25 protein-coding genes and 1 pseudogene are annotated in these 26,041 nt (G+C 52.4%); 19 read left to right on the top strand and 7 right to left on the bottom strand.

Annotated elements, in window-relative coordinates; translation table 11 throughout:
* Window positions 1-74: 74 nt before the first annotated feature.
* Entirely contained in the window at window positions 75-713 is a 639-nt protein-coding gene (locus tag M4I31_RS11760) for a helix-turn-helix domain-containing protein (protein WP_085048212.1), read from the bottom strand.
* Between the two features lie 211 nt (window positions 714-924).
* Between M4I31_RS11760 and M4I31_RS11755 the strand changes: the two genes are divergently transcribed.
* Genes M4I31_RS11755 through M4I31_RS11745 form a run of 3 tightly spaced genes read left to right on the top strand, consistent with a single transcriptional unit; the run spans window position 925 to window position 2,848 of the window.
* Window positions 925-1,323, top strand: a complete 399-nt coding sequence (locus tag M4I31_RS11755) for an ion channel (RefSeq protein WP_085048211.1) — start codon at window positions 925-927, stop codon at window positions 1,321-1,323.
* 41 nt (window positions 1,324-1,364) lie between these two features.
* The gene (locus M4I31_RS11750) at window positions 1,365-1,706 is read left to right on the top strand and encodes a DUF3302 domain-containing protein (RefSeq protein WP_042308402.1); all 342 of its coding nucleotides are present in this window, start codon (window positions 1,365-1,367) and stop codon (window positions 1,704-1,706) included.
* A gap of 2 nt (window positions 1,707-1,708) precedes the next feature.
* Window positions 1,709-2,848 carry an HlyD family secretion protein gene (locus tag M4I31_RS11745; protein WP_085048210.1) on the top strand — a complete coding sequence of 380 codons (1,140 nt, stop codon included), beginning with the start codon at window positions 1,709-1,711 and terminating at the stop codon, window positions 2,846-2,848.
* A gap of 45 nt (window positions 2,849-2,893) precedes the next feature.
* Here the strand turns inward: M4I31_RS11745 and M4I31_RS11740 are convergent, their stop codons facing one another.
* Window positions 2,894-4,837: a methyl-accepting chemotaxis protein gene (locus M4I31_RS11740; protein ID WP_085048209.1), complete on the bottom strand. Its 1,944-nt coding sequence runs from the start codon at window positions 4,835-4,837 to the stop codon at window positions 2,894-2,896.
* Window positions 4,838-4,992: 155 nt separating this feature from the next.
* Complete coding sequence (hdeB, locus tag M4I31_RS11735) at window positions 4,993-5,322, bottom strand: acid-activated periplasmic chaperone HdeB (protein WP_032939734.1); 330 nt, start codon at window positions 5,320-5,322, stop codon at window positions 4,993-4,995.
* A 398-nt stretch (window positions 5,323-5,720) separates the two neighbouring features.
* On the opposite strand from hdeB, the gene M4I31_RS11730 reads away from it, so the two are divergent.
* From M4I31_RS11730 to M4I31_RS11700, 7 genes are read left to right on the top strand one after another with little or no spacing between them, the layout of a single operon-like run.
* On the top strand, window positions 5,721-6,587 hold the full coding sequence (locus tag M4I31_RS11730) for a MurR/RpiR family transcriptional regulator (RefSeq protein ID WP_085048208.1): 867 nt from the start codon (window positions 5,721-5,723) through the stop codon (window positions 6,585-6,587).
* A 14-nt stretch (window positions 6,588-6,601) separates the two neighbouring features.
* Window positions 6,602-7,189, top strand: coding sequence for a D-alanyl-D-alanine dipeptidase (ddpX, locus tag M4I31_RS11725; protein ID WP_085048207.1), 588 nt, complete (start codon window positions 6,602-6,604; stop codon window positions 7,187-7,189).
* Window positions 7,190-7,204: 15 nt separating this feature from the next.
* On the top strand, window positions 7,205-8,767 hold the full coding sequence (locus M4I31_RS11720) for an ABC transporter substrate-binding protein (RefSeq protein WP_085048206.1): 1,563 nt from the start codon (window positions 7,205-7,207) through the stop codon (window positions 8,765-8,767).
* Window positions 8,768-8,812: 45 nt separating this feature from the next.
* The gene (locus tag M4I31_RS11715; protein ID WP_038640603.1) at window positions 8,813-9,835 is read left to right on the top strand and encodes an ABC transporter permease; all 1,023 of its coding nucleotides are present in this window, start codon (window positions 8,813-8,815) and stop codon (window positions 9,833-9,835) included.
* Window positions 9,832-10,728 (top strand): D,D-dipeptide ABC transporter permease, encoded by an 897-nt coding sequence (ddpC, locus tag M4I31_RS11710; protein WP_038640605.1) that lies wholly within the window; start codon window positions 9,832-9,834, stop codon window positions 10,726-10,728. Before M4I31_RS11715 ends, ddpC begins: the two co-directional genes overlap by 4 nt.
* Window positions 10,725-11,711: an ABC transporter ATP-binding protein gene (locus M4I31_RS11705; RefSeq protein ID WP_085048205.1), complete on the top strand. Its 987-nt coding sequence runs from the start codon at window positions 10,725-10,727 to the stop codon at window positions 11,709-11,711. Before ddpC ends, M4I31_RS11705 begins: the two co-directional genes overlap by 4 nt.
* Window positions 11,704-12,645 carry an ABC transporter ATP-binding protein gene (locus M4I31_RS11700; RefSeq protein ID WP_085048204.1) on the top strand — a complete coding sequence of 314 codons (942 nt, stop codon included), beginning with the start codon at window positions 11,704-11,706 and terminating at the stop codon, window positions 12,643-12,645. Before M4I31_RS11705 ends, M4I31_RS11700 begins: the two co-directional genes overlap by 8 nt.
* A gap of 13 nt (window positions 12,646-12,658) precedes the next feature.
* Here M4I31_RS11700 and M4I31_RS11695 read toward each other — a convergent pair whose 3' ends face one another.
* Window positions 12,659-13,549 (bottom strand): LysR family transcriptional regulator, encoded by an 891-nt coding sequence (locus tag M4I31_RS11695; protein ID WP_038640611.1) that lies wholly within the window; start codon window positions 13,547-13,549, stop codon window positions 12,659-12,661.
* 142 nt (window positions 13,550-13,691) lie between these two features.
* Here M4I31_RS11695 and M4I31_RS11690 point away from each other — a divergent pair, with 142 nt between their 5' ends.
* From M4I31_RS11690 to M4I31_RS11665, 6 genes are read left to right on the top strand one after another with little or no spacing between them, the layout of a single operon-like run.
* Window positions 13,692-14,399, top strand: a complete 708-nt coding sequence (locus M4I31_RS11690; RefSeq protein ID WP_032939731.1) for a CoA transferase subunit A — start codon at window positions 13,692-13,694, stop codon at window positions 14,397-14,399.
* A gap of 2 nt (window positions 14,400-14,401) precedes the next feature.
* Window positions 14,402-15,058: a CoA transferase subunit B gene (locus M4I31_RS11685; RefSeq protein WP_038640615.1), complete on the top strand. Its 657-nt coding sequence runs from the start codon at window positions 14,402-14,404 to the stop codon at window positions 15,056-15,058.
* A gap of 10 nt (window positions 15,059-15,068) precedes the next feature.
* A complete protein-coding gene (locus M4I31_RS11680) occupies window positions 15,069-16,271 on the top strand; it encodes an acetyl-CoA C-acetyltransferase (protein WP_085048203.1) in 1,203 nt (400 codons plus the stop codon).
* Window positions 16,261-17,184, top strand: a complete 924-nt coding sequence (locus M4I31_RS11675) for a 3-hydroxyacyl-CoA dehydrogenase family protein (RefSeq protein ID WP_161668241.1) — start codon at window positions 16,261-16,263, stop codon at window positions 17,182-17,184. Before M4I31_RS11680 ends, M4I31_RS11675 begins: the two co-directional genes overlap by 11 nt.
* Before the next feature lie 43 nt (window positions 17,185-17,227).
* Window positions 17,228-18,622 carry a GntP family permease gene (locus M4I31_RS11670; RefSeq protein ID WP_201746031.1) on the top strand — a complete coding sequence of 465 codons (1,395 nt, stop codon included), beginning with the start codon at window positions 17,228-17,230 and terminating at the stop codon, window positions 18,620-18,622.
* A gap of 11 nt (window positions 18,623-18,633) precedes the next feature.
* Window positions 18,634-19,404, top strand: coding sequence for a 3-hydroxybutyrate dehydrogenase (locus tag M4I31_RS11665; protein WP_085048200.1), 771 nt, complete (start codon window positions 18,634-18,636; stop codon window positions 19,402-19,404).
* 47 nt (window positions 19,405-19,451) lie between these two features.
* Here M4I31_RS11665 and M4I31_RS11660 read toward each other — a convergent pair whose 3' ends face one another.
* Window positions 19,452-19,883, bottom strand: coding sequence for an OsmC family protein (locus M4I31_RS11660; RefSeq protein ID WP_085048199.1), 432 nt, complete (start codon window positions 19,881-19,883; stop codon window positions 19,452-19,454).
* 228 nt (window positions 19,884-20,111) lie between these two features.
* On the opposite strand from M4I31_RS11660, the gene sra reads away from it, so the two are divergent.
* The gene (gene sra / locus M4I31_RS11655) at window positions 20,112-20,252 is read left to right on the top strand and encodes a stationary-phase-induced ribosome-associated protein (protein ID WP_038640628.1); all 141 of its coding nucleotides are present in this window, start codon (window positions 20,112-20,114) and stop codon (window positions 20,250-20,252) included.
* Between the two features lie 179 nt (window positions 20,253-20,431).
* Window positions 20,432-22,129 (top strand): malate dehydrogenase, encoded by a 1,698-nt coding sequence (maeA, locus tag M4I31_RS11650; protein ID WP_038640630.1) that lies wholly within the window; start codon window positions 20,432-20,434, stop codon window positions 22,127-22,129.
* Window positions 22,130-22,197: 68 nt separating this feature from the next.
* Here maeA and M4I31_RS11645 read toward each other — a convergent pair whose 3' ends face one another.
* Complete coding sequence (locus tag M4I31_RS11645) at window positions 22,198-23,100, bottom strand: endonuclease/exonuclease/phosphatase family protein (protein WP_085048198.1); 903 nt, start codon at window positions 23,098-23,100, stop codon at window positions 22,198-22,200.
* Between the two features lie 418 nt (window positions 23,101-23,518).
* Between M4I31_RS11645 and M4I31_RS11640 the strand changes: the two genes are divergently transcribed.
* Complete coding sequence (locus tag M4I31_RS11640) at window positions 23,519-25,234, top strand: ABC-F family ATP-binding cassette domain-containing protein (RefSeq protein ID WP_085048197.1); 1,716 nt, start codon at window positions 23,519-23,521, stop codon at window positions 25,232-25,234.
* 81 nt (window positions 25,235-25,315) lie between these two features.
* On the opposite strand, the pseudogene M4I31_RS11635 reads toward M4I31_RS11640, so the two are convergent.
* Window positions 25,316-25,916, bottom strand: a pseudogene (locus tag M4I31_RS11635) (inorganic diphosphatase); the annotation flags it as partial.
* Window positions 25,917-26,041 lie beyond the last annotated feature (125 nt).

Below are 26,041 nucleotides of genomic sequence, written 5' to 3'. Positions count from 1 at the left end.
TTTGATGGATTTAACGTCATAAATCCGTCATAAGCCCCATCATGCTATATTTAAATCATGGACGGATGCGGTGGTTAATCTGCCGAAATGCAGATTAAATGCCCGCGATGCAACTGGATCGCCCCCTGTCGTTTTAACCTGGCAAGCGTATCCATAATGGTGCTGCGGGAAAGCCCGGTTCGCTCCCTGATATACTGTACCGCCGGGATTCTTTTTCTGACGTCATCCGGCTCTTGCTGTAAAAGTTCAAGATGTCCCCAAACCATATCAGTTGCGGTTCGACTGGTGATCAGGCGATCGCGCTGGCTCATTACCTGAATAATATACGCTTCAACGATTGCCACAGATTCCCAGAGTCGATCGCGATTAACGATAGTCATGAAATCCGTTTTCTTCACTACGTGAGTAGTGCATGGGCTGACTGCTTCGATGTCATAAAAGTTATGCCCAGTGGGAAGAAATAACTCGGCCATTCCCAGCATCATTGGTGCCTGCTGACTGGCCAGGATGAGCCCATCAGTGCGCCGGCGAATGACTATTCTACCTTCGGTCAACAACCAGATCCCATTCTCACCCTGAGAGTCCATAATAAAAGAACCGCTACGATATAGCGACTGGGCTTCAGAAAGTGGCAGTAATGCGTTGAAAAGTTTGGTTATATTAGTCGCAAGGAGTTCTTCGCTGCTACCGGTTTGTTCAGTATTGCTGGTCATAGAAGGCTCAGTCTAATTCACTAAATAATCTTATTAATGATTATCGGTAATAGAGAAAAAATCAAACCTGAAAAGTCCATTTTTGGATTTTATTATTAACATTAGCCTTACAAGAAAGTCTGATTTTATACTTGCAATACATTAATACTTTTTGTCAAAAAAAACACAGTGATAATATCAATAAACAAAATGGTTCTTGTGGGCTTTTTCAATGTTAATTAAAAATATCTTGTGGTCGCTATTTATTACTGGATTATGTGTGGGGGTTCATTATATTTTGACGCGATGGGTAACCAGACGCCTGCAATGTGCAACTTTGAGAAAGCCGAGAGCAGGATTATTATGCTCTTTATTACTGCTTGCTCATTTATTGGAATGTGGCGTTTATGCAACATTTTATTATATTCATCATTGCTTTAGTTCATTTTACGACTCGCTTTATTTTTCAATTACAAGTTTTGCCACCGTCGGTTATGGCGATTTGCTGTTACCACGATTCTGGGAGATCTCCGGTTCACTTGAAGGCATGACAGGCGCACTACTAACTGGTTGGTCGGTCGCTTTACTGGTAGCTGTAGTGGTGCTCGAATCCGGCGAAAAACAACGTTAGAGATACCCTCTAATAAAGTTATAAATTCTGTTGGAGTTACTATGTTGCTCAATTATTTATCATTAGCAATACTCATCCTGGTGTTCTTAATTATTTTTTATGGCGTATTAATCTTGCACGACATCCCGTACGAGATTGCAAAGAAACGCAACCACCCTCACCTCGATGCCATACATGTCGCGGGTTGGGTCAGTTTATTTACATTACATGCGATTTGGCCATTTCTCTGGATTTGGGCAACATTATACAGTGATAAGCATGGCTGGCATGGAAATACCTCAGGACATAATATCGCTGAGCTAAGCGCGCGGATTGCGATACTGGAAAAAACACATGAACAAACTAATAGCGCATACAGCCCGCAGGATCCAAAGGTAAATTAATCGTGGAAATATTATTAACATTAACCTACGCCGCTATCGTTTACGTCATTTTTAAAGTATTTAAGGTTCCGTTGAATAAGTGGACATTACCCTCAGCGGTATTGGGGGGCGTGGTCATGCTTGGGGCGCTGATCCTTACCATGAATTATAATCATCCCTATACAGAAGATGCACAAAAATTGGTTGTGGGCATTCCCGTTGTTCCGCAAGTTACCGGGGTGGTTTCAGAAGTAACGGATAAAATTAACACACCAATAAAAAAAGGAGATGTCCTGTTTAAAATCGATCCTGCCCGTTATAAAGCTAAACTGGAAAAGCTTGAAGCGGACATTGTTACGGCAAAACATGACGTTCTGGCCCTTGAGGAGAAACGCAATAGCGCGCGACTGCAGCTAGAACAGGCCAGGGCTGAACGTGATAAATATTACAAAAACTATCAGCGCTACCAGAAAGGCAGTCAGGCAAAAGTGAACCCATTTACTGCCAATGATATTGATACAGCGCGCCAGGATTATCTGGCTCAGGACGCGGCGATGAACGCCGCCAATGCTGAACTGAACAGTATTCAGAAAGAACTCGACAGCACTATTCATGGACAAAACTCGCAGATCGCCAGTCTGCAAGCTCAAATCGATGAGGCTCGATTTAATTATGAGCAAACCATTGTTCGCGCCCCCAGCGACGGTTATGTCAGCCAATTACTGGTTCGTCCGGGAACCTATGCGTCGAGACTGCCTTTTAAGCCAGTTATGGTGTTTATTCCTGCGCACAAAAACCAAATTGTTGCGGCGTTTCGTCAAAACTCGATCTTACGTCTTAATGTGGGTGATGAAGCTGAAATTGTCTTCAATGGCCTGCCGGGACAAGTAGTACAGGGAAAAGTCGTCAGTGTTGCCCCCGTGATCCCGACCGGGGCTTATTATGCCCAGGGAACATTGCAATCCTTAAACGTCACACCGGGCAGCAACAAAGTGCTGGTCAGTATCGAAGTTGATAATAATCAGGCTGAACAGCAACTCCCAGACGGTGTTGCCGCTCAGGTTGCGGTCTATTCAGCTCAGCATTTTGAAGCATTATCATTGCTACGGAAAATACTCTTGCGCATGACCAGTTGGATGCACTACCTGTACCTTGATCATTAATCGACTGTCCGGGTGCAATGGTTGCGCCCGGACCTCACTCGACGCTCAGGCGGTAGCAGGTTCTGGTAATCTAAATGAAGAGACCAGCAACGCCAGTTGTTCCGCCTCTTCTTTCAGGGCCTGGGTACGTGCTGCGGCATCATCAATTAACGAGGCATTCTGCTGAACGGTGCTGTCCATTTCGGTAACGGCCAGCGTGACTTCGGAAACGCCTTTACGCTGTTCTTCGCCTGCAACGCGTATTTCCCCCATCAACTGACGCACCTGCCGTACGTTATTGACCAGTTCTCCCAGCCGTTCGCCTGCATTGTGAATTTGCTGACTTCCGCTACCAACATGAGATACGGATTCATCAATCAATGCTTTAATTTCTTGCGCGGCGGTGGCGCTACGCTGGGCCAGCGTACGTACTTCAGAGGCGACAACGGCGAACCCTCTACCCGCATCGCCCGCTCTGGCGGCTTCAACGGCGGCGTTCAGGGCCAGAATATTGGTCTGGAACGCAATGCTGTCAATCACCGCGACAATTTCCACCATTCTGCCGGATGACGCGCTGACGTTATCCATTGTTGAGATCACGCCCTGCATAACATCGCCACAGCGGTTGGCCGTTTGCGCGGTGCTATCGGATAGCTCATCCGCCAGTTGCGTATTACTGGCATTTTGATGAACGGTCGCATTTAACTGTTCCATCGCCGCCGAACTCTCTTCCAGCGCAGCGGCCTGCTGCGTGACGCGAGATGAAAGTTCCATATTGCTGTCTGCCAGGCTGACGGCATTATTCGCCACCACCACGCTACTGCTTCTGACGGTGATCAGAATGGCTGAGATTTTATCGACGAACAGATTAAACGCCTCGGCGATAGCCGAAATCTCATCTTTGCCGCGCACATCCAGACGACGGGTAAGATCGCCTTCGCCCTGCGCAATATCATCGAGCGCCTGGCGGGTATCATCGAGACGCGAAATCAGTCGGCGAACCACCAGCCAGGATCCCACCAGCAATAGCGTCATAATTGGGATCAACACTTCCAGCACGTCCTGCATCATCACTTTGGCGAGACCGACGATGCGTGATTCAGGCGTCACCAGCCCCACGACCCAGCCGGTATCCGCCATCGGGAATAGCATTACCCGGGTCGGCGTATTCAACACATTGTCGTTGGCAAGCGTAATCGTCTTCACCCCATCTGCCGGACGTAAAGATTTAAGACCGTTTTCCACCGGGATAAGCCATTGCGCGCTTTGCGCCAGATCGTTAATGGTTTTGTGTTTTGTCAGGTCTGCCTGCGGGAAATAGAGAATTTGTCCCTGTTTATCCACCACGAACGCGTAACCACCGGTGCTGTTTCCCTGCTGTTGCATAAAGGTGGCAACGTTATCGAGACGAATATCGGTAGTGGCGACGCCGGCAAACTTACCGGCCAGTTGATAAGGAACGCTGCAGGTTACCATGTTGACCCCGGAACTGGCATCCTGGTAAACATCAGACCATAAGCAGCTGTTTTGTGAATGTCCCTTGGCATGCTGATACCAGCTTTCATTGTGGTATCCGCTTGATCCTTCGACGTTATAGTCGTTGGAGTACATCAGCTTTCCTTCAGCGTTACGCGCCCAGAAAAAGCTGCGTTTTTCTACGCCTGCGGTGAAGGCGTCTGGTTCTGGCCAAATGCCGCCGCCGGTAATGATCGACTCTTTATCTTCACCTATCAAATGTGGAACAACGCTTTGATATAGCGATTCATCGTTGGGCAGCACTTCGGCCAGTCGCGACAAACCGACGGTCTCACCTTCAATTCGCGACAACACGGTACTTAACTGGCGGGTTAAACCTTGCCCCGTTTCTTCGATCAGGGCGGTATTGATTTCAACGACGCGCGGCTGCCCTCGCCAGAGCATAATTGCAACAATAACAAGTGTAGTGACTGCAAGCAGCAGAATGCCGCCAATGGTTAAACGCGTTGAAATACGAGTAGGATACCAGGCCATACAAACTCCTTCTGCAAAAGGCTAACTTTTACCCAGTATCGGCACCGGCGTTTTTATCTTTATAAAGTTTCCTTAAGTATTGCAAAATAAATAAGTGACGGCGTCACAAATAGCAAAACCCAGCACTTTGGCCGGGTTTTAATAACGCTTTAATTTTATTTTGATAATTCTTTTTTGATTTCGTCTTTTATTTTACTTAATTCGCTCTGCGGATGTTTTTTACAAAGTTCTACGGTCAGAGGTACTGCGGTCGTGACGGTTTCGTTATAGTCGACGTAATCACCACCTTTGAAATCTTCGTCTTCATTAAGCACCCAGAAAGCCACCGGAGCCATGGTCTGCGGGTTCAGATCAATGAATTCCTGGCAGCTCATGCCTTTCGGCGTCACTTCAGTTTTCGCGCTATCAGTGGCTGCATTGACGCTAACACTGGTTAACAGCGCTGCGACCAGAATACCTGCTGTAGAAAGGGAGAATTTATTCATTGTAGTACTCCATTTATAATATAGATAATATCTACACTCGCGCTTCAAACCGTTAATGTAGTTCGCAAAAATAATACCCCTACCGTTATAAGAATAAAGATTGCCATTATTGATTTGGCTGAAATTGATATTTCCCATTACCGATTCTGATGTTTGAGGGGAAATGTTGCCGACAATGTGATCGTTCCGACGAAATCAGCAGATTCATACCCCGCTCTCCTGTCGCTGCACCAAAACTGAACTACGCTGCACAAATGTTGATCATTAGTTAATGAATGTGGTTTGAATTTTAACAAAAACAGCCAGCGTATCGCTGTTAGCGACCTGGCACGCGTCCTGCATTGTTAATTCACTAACAGTGAGCCGTCATCTGACAGACAACTAACAGCGAGAAGGTAATGACAGCGAAACCTGAATTATTTATCCGCATAGAACAGACATTCAGCCAGCTTACGCCGAGCGAAAAGCGCGTAGCCGGGTGGCTGTTAGCCCACGGTGTACAGATCCCTTTTGAAACCGCGGATGGCATCGCTAAAGCGGCAGGAACCAGCGGCATTACCGTAGGACGCTATCTGCGTAAGCTGGGCTTTCGTAATCTGGAGGATGCAAAAGCCAGCCTGCGTGAGCTGCCCGTCGTCCCCTATCAGCCCTGGGGAATGAACGAACGGCTGGATTCCTGGCACCAGCAGCAAAGCCTGCCGGATCGTGCGCAGCAGTCGCTGTTACTGGAAATCGACGCCATTACCCATGTCTATCAACTCGCGCAAAGCGAAACATTTTTACGCATTGCGCAGCAGTTGGCGCATGCGGAAGCGGTTTACATCCTCGGGATCCAATCTACACGTGGGATTGCCAACGCCTTTTTTAGTCATCTTGAATACCTGCGGCCTAAAGTCAGCTACTCCGAAGGGCTTTCCGGCAGTTGGGTCGAGTCGCTGAATTCGGGATTTAACCAGCCATACGTGGTGATCACCGACATGCGCGCCTACTCCGCTATCTCCCGACAATATTGCCGTGTCGCGACAGAACGCCATATTCCACTGGCGCTGATCACCGATGTGTGGTGTCCGTGGGCCAGAGATTATGCCCTTGATTTACTCCAGGTAAAAACTGACACCGGACATTTCTGGGATTCTCTGGCTCCCGTGAGCTGTCTGTTCAACTTATTACTCTCTGCGGTGGTGGAGCAACTTGGTGATTCCCTCGCAGGACGCCTGCAAACCAATCGCCAGTTACAACAACAGTTTGGTCAATTCGAACAATAAACAGGAAATGTGCTATGTCAGAAACCCCAGAACTGGTCGATCTGTCGGTGATATTCCCGTCACTGCATATCGATCTCAAATACGCCACGGCCGACAACATTACCGGCGCGCCTATCTACCGGGAAGCGCGCTGCCTGTTACACCGCGAGGCGGTAACCGCGCTGGCTAAAAGCATCAGTATCGCGCAACTGGCGGGCCTGAAGCTTGTAGTGTTTGACGCGTATCGCCCCCAGCAGGCGCAGGCGGTGCTGTGGAATGCGTGCCCGGATCCCCAGTACGTCGTCGATGTGGCGATTGGATCCAATCACAGCCGCGGGACGGCCATCGACGTTACGCTGATGGACGATCGTGGCAATGTTCTTGATATGGGCGCTGATTTTGATGAGATGCACGACCGTTCTCATGCCTGGCACCCTTCTGTTCCACCAGCCGCGCAGCGTAACCGGTTGTTACTCAACGCCATTATGTTCGGTGGCGGTTTTGTCGGCATTAACAGCGAGTGGTGGCATTTTGAATTACCTGATGCCGCGCGTTATCCACTGCTTGACGACCAGATAGCCTGTTTCCCTGTTCCCCCCATAACAACACAACATCCTTTTTAATTCTGGAGCCTGGTTATGAAGACTACACCTGCGTTAAATGCGTTTTTTCGCCCCGCTCTGATCGCCATTGCGCTGGCATTTGCCCTCCCTGCCGCGCAGGCCGCCGTGCCTAAAGATATGTTGGTCATCGGTAAAGCCGCCGACCCGCAGACGCTCGACCCCGCCGTGACCATCGATAACAACGACTGGACGGTCACCTATCCCTCTTATCAGCGTCTGGTTCAGTACAAAACCGAAGGCGGTAAAGGCTCAACGGAAGTTGAAGGTGATTTAGCCAGCGGCTGGAAAGCCTCTGACGATCAGAAAGAGTGGACGTTCACCCTGAAAAACGATGCCAAATTCGCCGACGGTACGCCGGTGACGGCAGATGCAGTAAAACAATCCTTTGAGCGCCTGCTCAAAATTGGCCAGGGACCCGCTGAAGCATTCCCGAAAGATCTGAAGGTTGAGGCCATTGATGACAATACGGTGAAATTTACCCTCAGCCAGCCGTTCGCGCCATTCCTGTATACGCTGGCAAATGACGGGGCCTCAATTATCAACCCGGCAATCTTAAAAGAGCATGCCGCAGACGATGCCCGCGGATTCCTGGCGCAGAACACGGCAGGCTCCGGTCCTTTCATGCTGAAAAGCTGGCAAAAAGGACAACAACTGGTACTGGTGCCAAACCCGCATTATTCCGGGGCCAAACCAACGTTTAAGCGGGTTTCGGTAAAAATCATTGGTGAAAGCGCCTCCCGTCGCCTGCAGTTGTCGCGTGGCGATATCGACATTGCCGACGCGCTTCCAGTCGACCAGTTGGCCGCTTTAAAACAGGAAGGCAAAGTTAACGTAGTGGATTATCCCTCGCTGCGCGTGACCTATCTGTATCTGAACAACAGTAAAGCGCCGCTCAATCAGGTGGATTTACGCCGCGCCATCTCATGGGCCACCGATTATAAAGGCATGGTGAATGGGATCCTCAGTGGCAATGGTAAACAGATGCGCGGTCCGATCCCTGAAGGTATGTGGGGTTTTGATGACAAGGCTATGCAGTACAGTTTTGATGAAGCCAAAGCGAAAGCCGCATGGGACAAGGTCGCGAACAAACCCGAGAGCCTGAGTTTCTTGTATTCAGATAATGACCCTAACTGGGAGCCGATTGCCCTCTCTACCCAGGCCAGTCTCAACAAACTGGGTATTAAGGTGAAGCTGGAAAAACTGGCGAATGCCACCATGCGTGACCGCGTGGGTAAAGGGGATTACGACATTGCTATCGGCAACTGGAGTCCGGATTTCGCCGACCCGTACATGTTCATGAACTACTGGTTTGAGTCAGATAAAAAAGGTCTGCCGGGTAACCGTTCATTCTATGAAAACAGTGAGGTCGATAAGCTGCTGCGTAGCGCATTAGCCACCACCGATCCGGTCGCCAGAACCAATGATTACCAGCAGGCGCAAACCATCGTGATTGATGAAGCGGCCTACGTCTATTTATTCCAGAAAAACTATCAACTGGCGATGAACAAAGACGTCAAAGGATTTGTATTTAACCCCATGCTGGAACAGGTCTTCAATATCTCCACCATGAGTAAATAAGCCACGTTGATGCGGAGCCACTCAGGCTCCGCTTGGGGGAAGCTAATGACGTTCTGGAGCATTTTACGCCAGCGATGCTGGGGACTTATTCTGGTGGTTATCGGTGTTTGCGTGATCACCTTTATTATTTCGCACCTGATCCCAGGCGACCCCGCGCGGTTGCTGGCGGGCGATCGCGCCAGCGATGAAATTGTTGAAAATATTCGCCAACAGCTGGGGCTGAACCAACCGCTGTATGTGCAGTTCTTTCGCTATGTGAGCGATATCTTTCAGGGCGACTTAGGCACCTCTATTCGCACCGGACGCCCGGTACTGGATGAACTGCGTATCTTCTTTCCCGCCACCCTGGAGCTGGCTTTCTGCTCTTTGTTGCTGGCGCTGGTGATCGGTATTCCGTTAGGTATTTTATCTGCAGTCTGGCGCAACCGTTGGCTTGATCACCTCGTTCGCCTGATGGCGATTACCGGCATCTCCACGCCTGCATTCTGGCTGGGGCTGGGGGTTATCGTGCTGTTTTACGGTCATCTGCAAATTTTGCCCGGCGGTGGACGGTTAGACGACTGGCTGGATCCACCGGCTCATGTCACCGGATTCTACCTGATTGATGCCCTGCTGGAAGGCAATGGCGAAGTCTTTTTCAATGCGCTCCAGCACCTGATCCTGCCGTCACTGACGCTGGCTTTTGTGCACTTAGGGATCGTTGCCCGCCAGATTCGCTCCGCCATGCTGGAGCAACTGAGTGAAGATTACATTCGTACCGCGCGCGCCAGCGGACTGCCGGGCTGGTACATCGTGTTGTGTTACGCGTTGCCGAATGCGCTTATTCCATCAATAACCGTGCTCGGCCTGGCATTGGGCGATCTGCTCTACGGTGCGGTACTGACCGAAACGGTCTTCGCCTGGCCGGGAATGGGCGCCTGGGTGGTAACGTCGATTCAGGCGCTCGACTTCCCGGCGGTGATGGGATTTGCCGTAGTGGTCTCTTTCGCTTATGTGCTGGTCAACCTGGCGGTTGATTTACTCTACCTGTGGATTGACCCACGTATTGGACGTGGCGGTGCTGAATGATGCTCACTCAAGAAACGCCGACCGCCCCACAGACTGCTCGTCGTCGTACGGACTGGGCGAAATTGTTGTGGATGATGAAAAGCAGCCCGCTGACGCTGATAGGCGGGGTCATCATTGTACTGATACTGTTGCTGATGGTGTTGTCACCGTGGATTACGCCTTACGATCCTAATGCCATCAATTTAAGTGCGCGCCTGCTGCCACCGTCTGCGTCCCATTGGTTTGGTACCGATGAAGTGGGCCGCGATCTGTTCAGCCGTGTTCTGGTCGGAAGCCAGCAGTCGGTCGTCGCTGGTCTGGTGGTGGTGGGAATTGCCGGCGGATTGGGTTCGCTGCTGGGTTGTCTGTCTGGCGTCATGGGGGGACGCGCCGATGCAATTATCATGCGAATAATGGACATCATGCTGTCCATCCCTTCGCTGGTGCTGACGATGGCACTGGCCGCTGCGCTGGGACCCAGCCTGTTTAACGCCATGCTGGCGATTGCCATCGTACGTATTCCTTTTTATGTGCGCCTCGCCCGCGGTCAAACGTTAGTGGTGCGTCAGTTTACCTATGTCCAGGCTGCGCGGACCTACGGTGCTTCTCGCTGGCACCTGATTAGCTGGCACATTTTACGTAACTCTTTACCGCCGCTGATTGTGCAGGCGTCGCTGGATATCGGCAGCGCGATCCTGATGGCCGCCACGCTCGGGTTTATTGGTCTGGGCGCACAGCAGCCCAGCGCGGAATGGGGAGCGATGGTGGCGATAGGTCGCAACTACGTGCTTGATCAGTGGTGGTATTGCGCTTTTCCCGGCGCCGCAATTCTGATTACCGCCGTGGGCTTTAATCTTTTTGGCGATGGTATTCGCGACCTGCTGGATCCGAAAGCCGGAGGAAAACAGTCATGACACAACCCGTACTGGAAATTGAGGATTTGCATCTGAGTTTCCCCGGCTATAAAGCTGACGTGCATGCGCTGAACCATGTTTCGCTGCATATCAACCGCGGAGAAATTGTCGGCGTGGTCGGTGAATCCGGTTCCGGCAAGTCCGTGACGGCGATGCTTACCATGCGGCTGCTACCGGAGGGCAGCTATCATATTCACCAGGGACGCGTTTCGCTACTGGGTGAAGATGTGCTCAACGCCAGCGAAAAGCAAATGCGCCAATGGCGCGGCGCACGCATTGCGATGATCTTTCAGGAGCCCATGACCGCGCTTAATCCCACGCGACGTATCGGCCAGCAGATGGTGGAAGTTATCCGCCATCACCAGGCGCTAAGCCGCACGGATGCTCGCCAGAAAGCCATCGCTTTACTGGAAGAGATGCAAATTCCGGACGCGGCGGAAGTGATGAAACGTTTCCCGTTTGAGCTTTCCGGCGGTATGCGCCAGCGGGTGATGATTGCGCTGGCCTTTTCCTGCGAGCCGGGGCTTATCATTGCCGATGAACCGACCACCGCGCTCGACGTCACGGTACAGCTGCAGGTGCTGCGTTTATTGAAGCTAAAAGCGCGCGCCAGCGGGACAGCCGTACTATTTATCAGCCATGATATGGCGGTGGTGTCACAATTGTGCGACCGGTTATACGTCATGTATGCCGGAAGCGTGATTGAGAGCGGCCCAACACAAACCGTTATTCAGCATCCCACGCATCCCTATTCCATCGGCTTGCTGAAATGTGCGCCGGAACACGGTGAACCGCGCGCATTGCTGCCTGCCATTCCCGGCACCGTACCGAATTTAACCCGCTTACCGAGCGGATGCGCATTTCGCGAACGCTGTTTTGCCGCCGGTCCTCGCTGTGACGAGACGCCTGCATTAAGCAGTCAGGGAGGCGCGGATCAACAATCGGCCTGCTGGTATCCGCAACTGGAGACAACACATGTCTGAATTTTTACTGGCCCTGCAGGATGTTCATGTCAGCTTTCCCGCGCGTAAAAACTGGCTCGGCAAGGTTACCGAACGGGTGCATGCGCTCAACGGTCTGGATTTACAGATTCGTCAGGGAGAAACGCTGGGGATTGTCGGTGAATCCGGCTGCGGAAAAAGTACGCTGGCGCAACTGCTGATGGGGATGCTGCAACCGAGTCAGGGAAACTACTCTCGCCGCGATGACAAGCAGCACAATGGTATGCAGATGGTCTTTCAGGACCCGCTTTCATCGCTTGATCCGCGCTTACCGGTGTGGCGAATTATCACCGAACCGGTGTGGATCCAGAAGCGAAGCTCCGAGCGTGAACGCCGCATTCTTGCCGAAGATTTGGCGCAACAGGTAGGGATCCGCCCTGAATATCTCGACCGTCTGCCGCATGCGTTCTCCGGCGGGCAGCGTCAGCGTATTGCCATTGCCCGGGCGTTGTCGTCAGAGCCGGACGTGATTGTACTGGATGAACCCACTTCGGCGCTGGATATCTCCGTGCAGGCGCAAATTCTTAACCTGCTGGTGTCATTGCAGGCACGCAGAAATCTCACCTATGTGCTGATATCGCATAACGTGTCGGTGGTTCGCCATATGAGCGATCGCGTGGCGGTGATGTACCTTGGGCAAATTGTTGAACTGGGAGAAACGCAGCAGGTTCTTACTCATCCTGCCCATCCCTACACGCGATTATTACTCGACTCCGTCCCTAAAACGGGAGCACCGCTGGCGGAGGATTTAGTGTTACGGAAAACCGAACTACCGGGGAACCGAACGCTGCCTGAGGGCTGTTTTTTTCGTGACAGATGTCCGTTGGCGATCCGTGGCTGTGAGAATAAACAGATCTTGCTGTCCAGCGAATCAGGATGTGAGGTTCGCTGCTGGCGGGCGGTTAACGTGAGCTGAACGCGGCGGAAAATCAGGCGCAATACGCCTTTTTCAGGGTATCCACCAGCACTTCTGAGGCGGTAGATAACTTATGATGTGCCGAACGCAGAACGCCGATCCGACGCTGGATCACCGGCGTGTCCAGATCGATACAGGTTGCGCCTAATTCAGTCATTTGCGTACGGCACAGCGCAGGTACCGCGCTGCCGCCCAGGCCCTTAGCCACCAGCCGGCCAATGGTCACCAGTTGATGGCTCTCCAGCGCCACCTCCAGCGAATGCCCGCTTTGCACCAACTGTTCTTCCAGCATCAGACGCACAGCGGAAGGTCGTTGCAGAGTGATGAAATCCAGCGTCAGCAGTTCACGCCACGCAATACGATCCCGCCCTGCCAGTCGGCATGTTGGCGGGACAATCGCGATAAAACGATCCACACCAAGCGGGGTGAAATGCAGATGTCCGGAATAGTCTGGTTCGAAGGCAATGCCCATCTCCACCCGCCCTTCACTCACCATCTCAATGACTTGTTCGTTGATCACATCGTGAACCGTTACGTTGATACCGGAATAGGAATCACGAAACGTCTTCAGTACTGACGGCAGGACGTTAGCAGCAAATGAAGGCATGGCGGCAATAGAGATTTTACCGCGTTGCAGCGTGAATCGCTGGCGCATTGCCTCTTCCGTGTTCTCCCAGTCCGCAAGCAGCTGTCGCCCCATATTCAGCAACGTTTCCCCTTCCTGCGTCAGGGTCACCTTGCGGGTGGTTCTCAACAGTAAAGCCCCACCTAACGAATCCTCCAGTCCTTTAATCGCCAGACTTAATGCGGGTTGCGACATATTCAGTCTTTCACTGGCATGAGCAAAATTCAGAGTGTGAGCTACCGCTAAAAACGCGCGTAACTGTTTGATGCTCATTCCCATTTCGCATTCCTTTAACCTGTTGAATACCTTTAATTAACATTAAATTGATAAAAAAACCCAATGAGTGAGTCACAAATTTAAAATTAACAAATCATTTTTCTCCCTCAATGATGTCGGCAAGGACAACAGGAGGGGCAAGTATATGGCTGGACTGGATAAACGGGTCGCCACGTATCAAGAGGCGCTGGAAGGACTGACCGACAACATGACGCTGCTCGCGGGCGGTTTTGGCTTATGTGGCATCCCTGAAAATCTGATTGCCGAAGTACGTCGTCGGGAGGTTCAGGGTCTTACCGTGGTGTCAAACAACTGCGGCGTGGACGGTTTTGGCCTCGGCGTACTGCTGGAAACGCGTCAGGTGCGCAAAGTGGTTGCATCCTATGTGGGTGAAAACGCGCTGTTTGAAAAGCAGGTGCTTAGCGGCGAACTGGAAGCCATCCTGACGCCGCAAGGCACGCTGGCGGAGCAGTTGCGCGCTGGCGGCGCGGGGATCCCCGCTTTCTTCACCGCGACCGGATACGGGACCCCCGTGGCCGAAGGAAAAGAGGTGCGCGAGTTTGCCGGACGTCCGTACATTTTAGAACAGGCCATAACCGGAGACTTTGCGCTGGTCAAAGGCTGGAAAGCCGACTGGTACGGCAATGTTATCTATCGCCATACCGCACAGAATTTTAATCCGCTGATGGCCGCTGCCGGGCGCATTACCGTGGTGGAAGTTGAAGAGATCGTCCCCCCTGGCGAGTTGGATCCCGCTGCGATTCATACTCCCGGAATTTTTGTTAACCGCATTATTCAGGGGCAATTTGAAAAACGTATTGAACAACGCACCCTGCGCCAGAAAGGAGCCTGACCATGTTAACGCGTGAACAAATGGCAATGCGTGTCGCCCGTGAGCTGCGCGACGGTTATTACGTCAACCTTGGGATTGGTATTCCCACTCTGGTAGCAAACTACATCCCCGATGGTATGGACGTGATGCTGCAATCGGAAAACGGTTTGCTGGGTATGGGGCCGTTTCCCACAGAAGACGAAATTGATGCAGACATGATCAACGCCGGAAAACAGACCGTGACGGCGCGCAAAGGCGCAGCGATTTTCGACTCGGCGCAATCCTTCGCGATGATCCGCGGCGGCCACGTTGACCTGACGGTGCTCGGCGCGTTTGAGGTCGATGTTAACGGCAATATCGCCTCGTGGATGATCCCCGGAAAAATGGTGAAAGGCATGGGCGGCGCAATGGACCTGGTGGCCGGAGCTGACAACATCATCGTGGTGATGACCCATGCTTCCAAAAACGGTGAGTCAAAATTGCTTCCCGCCTGCACCCTGCCGCTGACCGGCGTGGCCTGCATCAAACGCGTACTTACCGATCTGGCGCTGCTGGAGATTGCCGACGGGGCGTTCATTCTGCGCGAACGCGCCCCGGGTATCAGCGTGGATGACATCGTCGCCAGAACCGCCGGCAAGCTGATCGTTCCTGAAAATGTCCCCGAGATGCAATTTAACTGAGGAACTGACCATGCAGGATGTTGTTATTGTCGCGGCAACGCGCACCCCGATTGGCAGTTTTCATGGCGCGCTGGCGCCGCTTTCGGCGGTTGAACTCGGTTCGGTGGTCATCCGTTCCCTGCTGGAAAAAACGGCCGTGGCGCCTGAGCAAATTGATGAAGTGATTTTGGGTCAGGTGCTCACGACGGGCAGTGGTCAAAATCCGGCCAGACAGACGGCGTTACGCGCGGGCTTACCGGTCACTACGCCAGCGCTAACCATTAATCTGGTGTGCGGCTCGGGCCTGAAGGCGGTGCATCAGGCGGTACAGGCGATTCGCTGCGGTGATGCGCAAATTGTGATTGCCGGTGGGCAGGAGAGCATGAGCAATGCGCCCTATTTCCTCGACGGCGCGCGGGCCGGTCTGCGCCTGGGTCATGCCAGCCTGAAAGACAGCGTAGTGCATGACGGTTTATGGGACGCCTTCAACGACTATCACATGGGCATTACCGCGGAGAATCTGACGGATAAGTTCGCTATCAGTCGTGAGCAACAGGATGCATTTGCTCTGCACTCCCAGCAAAAAGCAGCTGCCGCGATTGAAGCCGGTCGTTTTAGTGCGGAGATTACCCCGGTCAGCGTTCCGCAGGGGAAAAAACCGCCGCGTGTTGTGGACCGCGACGAACAGCCGCGCCCGGATACTCAGGCTGATAAGCTGGCGCAGCTCAAGCCAGCGTTTCGGCCAGGAAACGGCACGGTGACCGCCGGGAATGCTTCTTCAATCAATGATGGCGCCGCGGCGGTGATGCTAATGAGCGCCGCCAAAGCCGCAGAACTCAATTTGCCGGTTCTGGGACGGGTTGCGGGCTACGCGGTCTCCGGCGTCGATCCGGCCATTATGGGTATTGGGCCAGTAGAAGCGTCACTTCAGTGTCTGCAACGGGCTGGCTGGGCGCTGAACGATGTTGATCTCATTGAAGCCAACGAAGCGTTTGCCGCACAAGCGCTGGCGGTTGGCGAATCACTGAACTGGGATAGCAGCAAAGTTAACGTCAATGGCGGCGCGATCGCGCTGGGTCATCCGATTGGTGCCTCCGGGTGCCGGATTCTGGTGACCCTGCTGCATGAAATGGCCCGCAGCAACGCCGCCAAAGGGTTGGCCACACTGTGCGTAGGCGGTGGTCAGGGTGTCGCGCTGGCAGTAGAGCGTCCGGGGGGATCTCATGAAAAATAAGCAAATTTGCGTACTGGGCGCGGGTTTAATGGGCGTCGGCATCGCCACCCACTTTGCCCGCTTTGGTCACGATATCTGGTTGTACGACACCGATAGCAGCCGAATTGCGGAAATTAGCCTTATTGCCAGCGGTATTGTGGATGAGCTTATTGCTACTGAACAATTTGCTCTAAGCGAAAAAGCATCGGTTATGAACCGTCTACACGGTACGACGTCGCTACAGGATATTGCCGCGTGCGGATTGCTGATTGAAGCCATCCCGGAACGCCTCGAACTTAAACATGCGCTGTATGCGCAACTGGAAGAGCTGATCGCACCGGAGGCGGTGATCGCCAGTAATACCAGCGGACTGCCACCCGATGCCCTGGCAGAAAAGCTTGCCTATCCTGAGCGGTTGCTGATTGCCCATTTCTGGAACCCGCCGCACTTTATTCCGCTGGTTGAAATTGTGCCGGGGACGGCAACGAAGGCGGAATATCTCCATGAATTACAACAACTACTGCTGTCGATGCAGCTGGAAGCGGTCGTACTCGATCGCGCCGCGCCAGGGTTTGTCGGCAACCGTCTGCAATTCGCCCTGCTGCGTGAAGCGTTGCATATCGTTAAAAGCGGTATCGCCAGCGCGGAGGTAGTGGATCAGGTAATGCGTGCCTCGCTCGGACGACGCTATGCCATGGTTGGCCCGCTGGAGGCGGCTGATATGACGGGTCTTTCTACGGTACAGGACATTTGTCAGCATCTGTTACCCACGCTCGCCACCGGTAGCGACATGATGTCGCTGGTCGCTGACAAGGTTGCCAACGGTGATACTGGTTTGCGCAGCGGCCAGGGATTTTATCGCTGGGATGATTCGCGCAAGGAGTACATCCAGCAACGCAGAGAGCACCAGCTGCGCTTTGCCCTGAAACCGTAACTTCTCTTTCTGTACCCCACTATAACAATGATATTGAGGAGTCATGATGAGTGTATTAATCGCCCTGGCAGCGCTGGGCCTGCTGATGCTTGCAGCCTATCGCGGATACAGCGTCATCCTGTTTGCCCCCATCGCAGCATTAGGTGCTGTATTGCTTACTGAACCCAGCGCCGTCGGCCCTGCCTTCACCGGCCTGTTTATGGAAAAAATGGTCGGTTTTGTGAAGCTTTACTTCCCGGTATTTTTGCTGGGTGCGGTGTTTGGCAAGTTAATCGAGTTGTCTGGTTTTTCCCGCTCTATTGTTGCCGCCGCCATCAATATTCTCGGGCGGCGTCACGCCATCCCGGTGATCGTGCTGGTGTGCGCACTGTTAACCTACGGCGGGGTATCGCTGTTCGTCGTGGCGTTTGCGGTGTATCCCTTTGCGGCGGAGCTGTTCCGCCAGAGTAATATCCCTAAGCGCCTGATCCCGGCCACCGTTGCGCTGGGCGCGTTTTCCTTCACGATGGACGCCTTGCCGGGCACGCCGCAGATCCAGAATATTATTCCGACCAGCTTCTTTGGGACTAACGCCTGGGCCGCGCCGTGGCTGGGGCTGATAGGCTCGCTGTTTATTATTTTCGTCGGTCTGGTTTATCTCGAACGTCAGCGTCGTAAAGCGCAGGCAAAGAATGAAGGCTATGGCAATGAACTGTTAAACGAGCCGGAAACGCCGGATAACATTAACCTGCCGAACCCGATAATCGCTATCTCTCCGCTGATTCTGGTTGGGGTATTTAACCTGCTGTTTACCCGCTGGATCCCACAGTGGTATGGCGCAACACATCAACTGGAACTGCCAGGCCTTGCCAAACCGATTACCACCGAAGTCGGTAAAATTACCGCTATCTGGGCGGTGGAAGCGGCGCTGATTTCAGGGATCCTGCTGGTGGTGCTGTTCGGCTATCGCAACATTAAAGGTCGCCTGGCGGAAGGCAGCAGAACGGCGGTTGGCGGCGCGATCCTCGCGGCCATGAACACCGCGTCGGAGTATGGTTTTGGTGCGGTGATCGCTGCCCTGCCGGGTTTCCTTGTGTTGTCAAAAGCGCTGGCGGCGATCCCCGACCCGCTTCTTAACGAAGCCATCAGCATCACCACGCTGGCCGGGATCACCGGCTCGGCGTCTGGCGGGATGAGTATTGCCCTCGCCGCCATGTCTGACACTTTTATTGCCGCTGCCCATGCCGCCAATATTCCACTCGAAGTCTTCCACCGCGTGGCGTCAATGGCCAGTGGCGGCATGGATACCCTGCCGCACAACGGCGCGGTCATTACCCTGCTGGCTATTACCGGCCTCAGCCATCGTCAGGCGTACGGCGGGATTTTCGCCATCACCGTGATCAAAAGCCTGGCCGTGCTGTTTGTTATCGGCGTCTTCTACACCACCGGAATTGTTTAAGGAGAATCATCATGAACTTAACGGGAAAAACCGCCCTGGTTACCGGCTCGACCAGCGGTATTGGATTAGGCATCGCTCAGGTGCTGGCACAAGCGGGCGCTTCGTTGATCCTCAACGGGTTTGGTGATGTCGAAGCTGCCAAAGACGCCGTGGCGCAGTATGGCAAAACGCCAGGCTACCACGGCGCGGACCTGAGCGATGAAGCGCAAATTGCTGACATGATGCGCTATGCCGCAAGCGAATTTGGCGGTGTGGATATCCTGGTCAACAACGCCGGGATCCAGCATGTGTCTCCGGTAGAAACCTTCCCGGTTGAAAAATGGAACGCAATTATTGCTATTAACCTCTCATCCGTTTTTCACACTACGCGACTGGCGCTGCCAGGCATGCGCGCACGGAACTGGGGACGCATCATTAATATCGCCTCGGTTCACGGCCTGGTGGCTTCTAAAGAGAAATCCGCGTACGTGGCAGCCAAGCACGGCGTGGTGGGATTAACCAAGACCATTGCGCTGGAAACCGCGCAGACCGGCATCACCTGCAATGCGCTATGCCCCGGTTGGGTGCTCACACCGTTGGTCCAGCAGCAGATTGATAAACGTATTGCCGAAGGCGCTGCGCCTGACGTCGCACGTGACGCCCTGCTGGCGGAAAAGCAACCGTCGCGCGAATTCGTCACGCCGGAGCAGTTAGGGGAACTCGCGTTGTTTTTATGTTCAGACGGTGCGGCGCAGGTACGAGGCGTTGCGTGGAATATGGATGGCGGCTGGGTGGCGCAATAACATCATCGGGTGCCGGATAAGACGTAGTCGCATCCGGCACGCCACGATTAAGACTTCAGCTGATAATCCAGTGTAATTTCCGCGTTCAGTACCTGCGAAACTGGGCAGCCGGCCTTCGCTTTCTGGATGATGCCGTCAAACGTGGCGGCGTCTATCCCCGGAACGCTTACCTCACTGTGCAGCGCTACTTTGGTTATCGCAAATCCCGCATCCACCTTATCCAGAGAAACATCGGCAGTGGTATCAATGGCGTCTGGCGTAAAGCCCGCATCGCCCAGCATTAACGAAAGCGCCATTGAGAAGCAGGCGGCATGGGCCGCGCCAATCAACTCTTCAGGATTGGTGCCTTTTACCCCTTCGAACCGCGTATTAAACCCATACGGTTGCTGATTCAGCACGCCACTTTCGGTCGATACGGTACCTTTACCGCGTTTAATGTCGCCTTCCCAGTGTGCCTGACCCTTCTTATGGATAGTCATTACCGTTCTCCTGTGTTGTCGTTGAAGTTACAAGTATAGGACGCCTGAGAAAATGCATGATACATCCGGGATAGTTCTGCATTTACCGCTTAAGCATTGACCTTTCAGACAAAATGACCGACCATCCTGAAAGCCGTTATTTTAAACATCGGCTTTCTATCAGGTTGTATTTCGTCCGTTGTTATACGGGCTCGCCCTTGAAACCAGAAACAGGATTAAGGAGTTAGAATGAAATCGAACCGTCAGGCCCGTCATATTCTTGGACTGGACCACAAAATCTCAAACCAACGTAAAGTCGTGACCGAAGGTGACAAAACCAGTGTGGTCAACAATCCTACCGGAAGAAAACGCCGCGCTGACGGCAAATAGTCTTTCGCAGGTCTGACTGAATAACGAGATAAACACCATTGCAACCGCAGTGGTGTTTTTGCTTATAAAACCCCATACCCCATTCACAATGCTTTATACTTCGCCCGTTTCCCTGGCGGACAGGCCACATACGATCATAAAGAACGCCAGGGACGGTTATTCAAAAAAGAGTGAGTGACATGGAAAACGAAACTAAAAAACTGCGTTCCCTTTACATCCCCTACGCTGGCCCGGTACTGCTGGAATTCCCTTTACTGAATAAAGGGAGCGCTTTCAGTGTCGAAGAACGCCGTAACTTCAACCTGCTGGGGTTACTGCCGGAAGTGGTCGAGACGATTGAAGAACAGGCTGAACGCGCCTGGATCCAATATCAGGGATTCAAAACCGAAATCGACAAGCATATTTACCTGCGTAACATTCAGGACACCAACGAAACCCTGTTTTACCGACTGGTGCATAATCACCTTGATGAGATGATGCCGGTTATCTATACCCCAACGGTAGGTGCTGCCTGTGAGCGTTTCTCTGAGATCTACCGTCGCGCGCGCGGTGTGTTTATCTCTTATCAGAACCGCCACAATATGGACGATATCCTGCAGAACGTACCTAACCACAATATCAAAGTCATCGTCGTCACCGACGGTGAACGTATTCTGGGCCTTGGCGACCAGGGGATCGGCGGGATGGGTATTCCGATCGGTAAGCTGTCGCTGTATACCGCGTGTGGCGGAATTAGTCCGGCCTACACCCTGCCGGTCGTCCTGGACGTCGGTACTAACAATCAGCAACTGCTGAACGATCCGCTGTATATGGGCTGGCGTAATCCGCGTATCACTGATGATGAATACTACGAATTTGTCGATGAATTCATCCAGGCTGTGAAGCATCGTTGGCCGGACGTGCTGCTGCAGTTCGAAGACTTCGCGCAGAAAAATGCGATGCCGTTGCTGAACCGCTATCGCGATGAAATTTGCTCGTTTAACGACGATATTCAGGGCACCGCAGCGGTTACCGTTGGTACGCTCATTGCCGCCAGCCGCGCGGCGGGTAGCCAGTTAAGTGAACAGAATATCGTGTTCCTTGGAGCGGGCTCAGCCGGTTGCGGGATTGCCGAGCAGATCATCGCGCAAATCCAGCGTGAAGGTTTAAGCGAGGAAGCGGCGCGTCAGCGCGTGTTTATGGTCGATCGCTTCGGCCTGTTAACCGACAAAATGCCGAACCTGCTCTCCTTCCAGACCAAGCTGGTGCAAAAACGCGAAAATCTGCAGCACTGGGATACGCAAGAGGATGTGCTGTCGTTACTCGACGTGGTGCGTAACGTTAAGCCGGATATCCTGATTGGTGTTTCCGGACAGACCGGCCTGTTTACCGAAGAGATCATCCGCGAAATGCACAAGCATTGTTCGCGTCCCATCGTCATGCCGCTGTCTAACCCAACTTCACGCGTGGAAGCTACGCCACAGGATATTATCGCCTGGACCGAAGGTAACGCGCTGGTTGCGACCGGTAGTCCGTTCGCGCCGGTAGTGTGGAAGGAAAAAGTCTTCCCGATTGCCCAGTGTAACAACGCCTATATTTTCCCGGGTATCGGGCTGGGTGTTATTGCTTCCGGCGCATCGCGCATTACCGATGAAATGCTGATGTCGGCCAGTGAAACACTGGCGCAGTATTCACCGCTGGTGCTGAACGGCGAAGGACTGGTGTTACCGGAACTGAAAGACATTCAGACAGTTTCCCGTGCGATTGCTTTTGCCGTGGGTAAAATGGCCCAGCAGCAAGGCGTGGCTGTGAAAACGTCCGCCGAAGCGCTGCAACAGGCGATTGACGATAATTTCTGGCAGGCGGAATATCGCGACTACCGTCGAACTTCTATTTGACGGTTTGCCCGGCAGCAGAGTCTGCCGGGCAATTTTAAGCGTTCGATGAACGAAATACAGTATGTAGATTACTGTTCTGAAAGTTCCAGCTCAGCGATAACCGGCAGGTGATCGCTCGCCGTAGACCACGTAAATTCGGGTGAGTTATGTGGAATTTCCAGATTTTTGACGTTCCACTTCTGCCCTTTAAACGTGAAAATATGGTCTATATCGATCGCAGGGTTGACGGCTGGCCAACTGCGGGTATCAACCCCTTCTTTCGTCACTTCGTTGAAAAAGTAACGTATTTCTTTCAGCGGCTGCTCGTCCCGGGTCGAATTAAAGTCCCCTGCAAGGATTTTAATTGAGGAGGCGATATCCGGGAAATCTGATGTCGCGTCGCCAATGCTGATATCTAAAAGATAGCGGGCTTGTTCCGTACGCATGGTAGGATCTTTTTGCCAGTCGAGATGGGTCACCATAATGATGGGGGCAGAATCAAACCCAGGCACGTCAACCTGCGCCAGTAACGCCACGCGTTGTTCAGCATTACCCGACGGTAATTTTACCACCTGCGTGTGCAATATTTTATATTTGGAAAGCAGTCCTAACCCGTACTCACCGCCATCAAAATCGAGTGCTTTACCAAAGGCGTAATACAGTTTATTGGCATCAGCGATTTTTTTGAGTTGATCGATCTTTTGACTGCGCCCTGTTTTATTATCAACCTCTGGCACTGCTATAATATCTGCATCTATTCTTTTAATAGCTGAATTAAGTGCCGTAAAATCCGCCACATCAGCAGATGCTTCATTTTTACCAATGTTATAGGTGGCAATCTTTAAATGCGGGTTATTCTGCGTGTAAATTTTGTCAGGAATACCACCCTTTTGCACTTTAAGTATCTCATTACCAGCGAGTTTTTCACTTGCTTGTGCATTTGCAAATAAACATCCCAGCGCAATCATCGTCAATGTCATTGTTTTTTTCATGTCATCTATTCTCCAAATAATAAAATAGTGAGCGACAGCGTACCGGAGAACAGCGATCGTTATTGTGATCCTTAACTCAAGCTTTCGACGCGACGAAAATTAACTTTTGCCTGATTTATTTGTCTTGTCATCTGCTGGGCGTTCAAAGCTTGCGCTACTGCGTATGTTGCGATTACACTTTCATCACCGATTAACATTCTGAAAAACAAAAGGAGGATACTTATGCTGTACTGTGAACGTTTTATCGTTTCACATGCTTTTGGCGATCGCCAGTGCTCAAGCGTTATCGGTATCGTGCTGCGATAACTTCTGCTTGAGCGAAGCTAACTTCTCAATCCCCTTCTCTCGGGCTTACCGGGTTATCGTCAGCGATGTTTGACGAGGCGTTTTTACGCCTGTAACTCTTGAGTAAGCAACAATGAGCACATTACTAACCGCACAATCCTTACACGTTGATACGGCATTTGGCACGCTATTCGACGATCTTTCCTTCACCCTGAAAAAAGGTGACCGCATCGGGCTTATCGGTTACAACGGCTGCGGCAAAAGTACGCTGTTAAAACTGCTTGATGGCACGATTTCACCCACCAGCGGGTCTATCGCGCAGGCGAATCACTGTCATCTCGCACGTGTGGAGCAACATTTACCTGACGATATACTGCCGCTTACGTTGCAAGAGGCGGTGCTTGCTCAACTTCCCGAGCATGAACGCGCGAGCCAGCAATGGCGAGTTGAAGCGTTGCTGGCCGAAATGGGTTTCACGCCGGAGAATTTATCTCTGACAGCACAAACGCTGAGCGGCGGACAACACACGCGTCTGTTATTAGCGCGGGCGCTGATGCGAAATCCTGACCTGCTACTGCTGGATGAACCGGGTAACCACTTGGATTTGCCCACATTACTGTGGCTGGAACAGTTCTTACAGAACTGGTCTGGTAGTTTTGTGGTGGTTTCCCACGATCCGCAGTTGCTGGATGCCGTAACTCACGGGACCTGGCTCCTGCGCGATCGCACCCTGCACGCCTTCGATCTGCCCTGTAGCGCGGCGCGTCAGGCTCTGGTAGACAGAGACGCCAGCGATGCTTTGCGCCATAAGGCTGAACAAAAGGAGATCGACCGCGTCACCGCCAGCGCCAAACGGCTGGCGACCTGGGGGCGGGTCTACGACAACGAAGACCTTTCCCGTAAAGCCAAGCAGATGGAAAAACAGGTGCTGCGCCTGAAAGAGGTACAGACCGAAGTAACCTCGGGAAGTCAGTGGACACTAACATTGCAGGGTGATGCCCTGCGTGCGGATCGTTTGCTGGAGATGACTCATCTGTCCGTGGCCCCTGCTCCTGGCGCAGATTCGCTGTTTTCGATAGCCGGTATCCGCGTAAAAAGCGGCGATCGCGTGGCGATTGTCGGGCGCAATGGGTGTGGGAAATCATCGCTGTTAAGGCTTATCTGGCAACAGTTTCACTCACAGCTGGCATCGCCTTCATTGGTGTTACATCCGCGCGTTACGCTAGGGTATTACGATCAGACGCTGCACCAACTCGCTGATGACGACTCGCTGTTTGACGCGCTGGAAGCGTTTGCTCCTCAGCCTGATATTCGCAAAATGGCCTTGATTAGCGCGGGCTTTCCATGGGTTCGGCACGCACAGCGGGTCAGTACATTAAGTGGTGGCGAGCGTTCCCGGTTATTGTTTGTGGGACTGACGCTTGCGCGTTATAGCCTGCTGATGCTCGATGAACCGACCAACCATCTGGATATGGAAGGCAAAGAGGCGCTGGCAGAAACGCTGCAAAGCTATCACGGCGGCGTGCTGCTGGTCAGTCACGATCGCCAGCTTATCAGCAAAAGCTGTAACCGGTTCTGGTTTATTGATAACGGCGAACTCAGCGAATGGCACGATCTGGACGCGATCAACGCGCGAATTCGGGAAACATCTGCTGAGATACCCGTCCCGAAAACGGTGGTTGAAGCGAGAAATGAAATAAGCCGCGACAGTGATGCGTTACTGGAACAACTTCTCGAACTGGAGCAGCGGCTGGCCGACGATCTCGCTCGTAAGCCGAAACATCAAAAACCGCTGTTACAAGCGCAATGGCGTCAGGAGATTGCGCGTCTGAACTCAATACTGGAGTAAACCGCATTGCCGGATGGCGCCTGCTTATCCGGCCTACATCAGCAAAATGCGCCTGTAGGCCCGTCATCCGGCATGCCATGTATTACTGCGGTTTTTTCTCTTTCCAGGCATCCCAGGCCTGTTTGATCTCTTGCTTTGCCGTAGCGGCGTCGTTGAAACCGTTCAATTCTACCTTTTTGCGCCCTTCCGGCAGATCTTTGTACACGCGGAAGAAAGATTCCAGGCGTTGCACTTCAATCTTGGGCAGATCGCTCAACTCTTTGATGTCATCATAAGTCGGGTCAATTTTACAGGCCGGAACGGCGACAATTTTGTCGTCCTTTTCTCCGCCGTCGATCATCTTCAGCACGCCAATCGCGCGCAGCTTAATCAATGTTCCAGGGGCCAACGGCGCACGGGTATAAAAAATGACGTCCAGCGGGTCGCCGTCACCGGCTAAAGATTGAGTCAACGAGCCGTAGTTGGCGGGATAGGCAACCGGCATTGACTGGAAGCGATCGGCAACGATAAAACCGGTTTTGGCGTCGGTTTCATATTTAATCATTCCACCTGCCGGGATTTCAGTTACGGCATAAAACTCTTCCGGGTTATTTTCCGGCTGAGGAAATTCGAGGATGTTCTGCGCCTGAGCGGACGCACAAAGAAACACGCTGACTGCAAGTAATTTTTTTACCAGATGCATTGTCTTTTAACTCTTCTATTATTGAAAAGACAACACCTTACGTTGAGCAGATGACAGAAACATGACGTTTTTTTGGCAAAAAAATGGCGCTACCAATGTAGCGCCATTACGTGGAGGTAACGTCA

The organism is Citrobacter sp. XT1-2-2 (assembly GCF_023516235.1).
Lineage (GTDB): Bacteria > Pseudomonadota > Gammaproteobacteria > Enterobacterales > Enterobacteriaceae > Citrobacter > Citrobacter werkmanii.
Note: the sequence above shows the minus strand (reverse complement) of the source record. Positions and strands in the feature narration are given on the sequence as shown.

Bases quoted from the DNA above. Each gene is read 5' to 3' on its own strand.
- M4I31_RS11760 (WP_085048212.1), bottom strand. From the start codon at position 713: ATGACCAGCAATACTGAACAAACCGGTAGCAGCGAAGAACTCCTTGCG.
- M4I31_RS11755 (WP_085048211.1), top strand. From the start codon at position 925: ATGTTAATTAAAAATATCTTGTGGTCGCTATTTATTACTGGATTATGT.
- M4I31_RS11750 (WP_042308402.1), top strand. From the start codon at position 1,365: ATGTTGCTCAATTATTTATCATTAGCAATACTCATCCTGGTGTTCTTA.
- M4I31_RS11740 (WP_085048209.1), bottom strand. From the start codon at position 4,837: ATGGCCTGGTATCCTACTCGTATTTCAACGCGTTTAACCATTGGCGGC.
- hdeB (WP_032939734.1), bottom strand. From the start codon at position 5,322: ATGAATAAATTCTCCCTTTCTACAGCAGGTATTCTGGTCGCAGCGCTG.
- M4I31_RS11730 (WP_085048208.1), top strand. From the start codon at position 5,721: ATGACAGCGAAACCTGAATTATTTATCCGCATAGAACAGACATTCAGC.
- ddpX (WP_085048207.1), top strand. From the start codon at position 6,602: ATGTCAGAAACCCCAGAACTGGTCGATCTGTCGGTGATATTCCCGTCA.
- M4I31_RS11720 (WP_085048206.1), top strand. From the start codon at position 7,205: ATGAAGACTACACCTGCGTTAAATGCGTTTTTTCGCCCCGCTCTGATC.
- M4I31_RS11715 (WP_038640603.1), top strand. From the start codon at position 8,813: ATGACGTTCTGGAGCATTTTACGCCAGCGATGCTGGGGACTTATTCTG.
- ddpC (WP_038640605.1), top strand. From the start codon at position 9,832: ATGATGCTCACTCAAGAAACGCCGACCGCCCCACAGACTGCTCGTCGT.
- M4I31_RS11705 (WP_085048205.1), top strand. From the start codon at position 10,725: ATGACACAACCCGTACTGGAAATTGAGGATTTGCATCTGAGTTTCCCC.
- M4I31_RS11700 (WP_085048204.1), top strand. From the start codon at position 11,704: ATGTCTGAATTTTTACTGGCCCTGCAGGATGTTCATGTCAGCTTTCCC.
- M4I31_RS11695 (WP_038640611.1), bottom strand. From the start codon at position 13,549: ATGGGAATGAGCATCAAACAGTTACGCGCGTTTTTAGCGGTAGCTCAC.
- M4I31_RS11690 (WP_032939731.1), top strand. From the start codon at position 13,692: ATGGCTGGACTGGATAAACGGGTCGCCACGTATCAAGAGGCGCTGGAA.
- M4I31_RS11685 (WP_038640615.1), top strand. From the start codon at position 14,402: ATGTTAACGCGTGAACAAATGGCAATGCGTGTCGCCCGTGAGCTGCGC.
- M4I31_RS11680 (WP_085048203.1), top strand. From the start codon at position 15,069: ATGCAGGATGTTGTTATTGTCGCGGCAACGCGCACCCCGATTGGCAGT.
- M4I31_RS11675 (WP_161668241.1), top strand. From the start codon at position 16,261: ATGAAAAATAAGCAAATTTGCGTACTGGGCGCGGGTTTAATGGGCGTC.
- M4I31_RS11670 (WP_201746031.1), top strand. From the start codon at position 17,228: ATGATGAGTGTATTAATCGCCCTGGCAGCGCTGGGCCTGCTGATGCTT.
- M4I31_RS11665 (WP_085048200.1), top strand. From the start codon at position 18,634: ATGAACTTAACGGGAAAAACCGCCCTGGTTACCGGCTCGACCAGCGGT.
- M4I31_RS11660 (WP_085048199.1), bottom strand. From the start codon at position 19,883: ATGACTATCCATAAGAAGGGTCAGGCACACTGGGAAGGCGACATTAAA.
- sra (WP_038640628.1), top strand. From the start codon at position 20,112: ATGAAATCGAACCGTCAGGCCCGTCATATTCTTGGACTGGACCACAAA.
- maeA (WP_038640630.1), top strand. From the start codon at position 20,432: ATGGAAAACGAAACTAAAAAACTGCGTTCCCTTTACATCCCCTACGCT.
- M4I31_RS11645 (WP_085048198.1), bottom strand. From the start codon at position 23,100: ATGAAAAAAACAATGACATTGACGATGATTGCGCTGGGATGTTTATTT.
- M4I31_RS11640 (WP_085048197.1), top strand. From the start codon at position 23,519: ATGAGCACATTACTAACCGCACAATCCTTACACGTTGATACGGCATTT.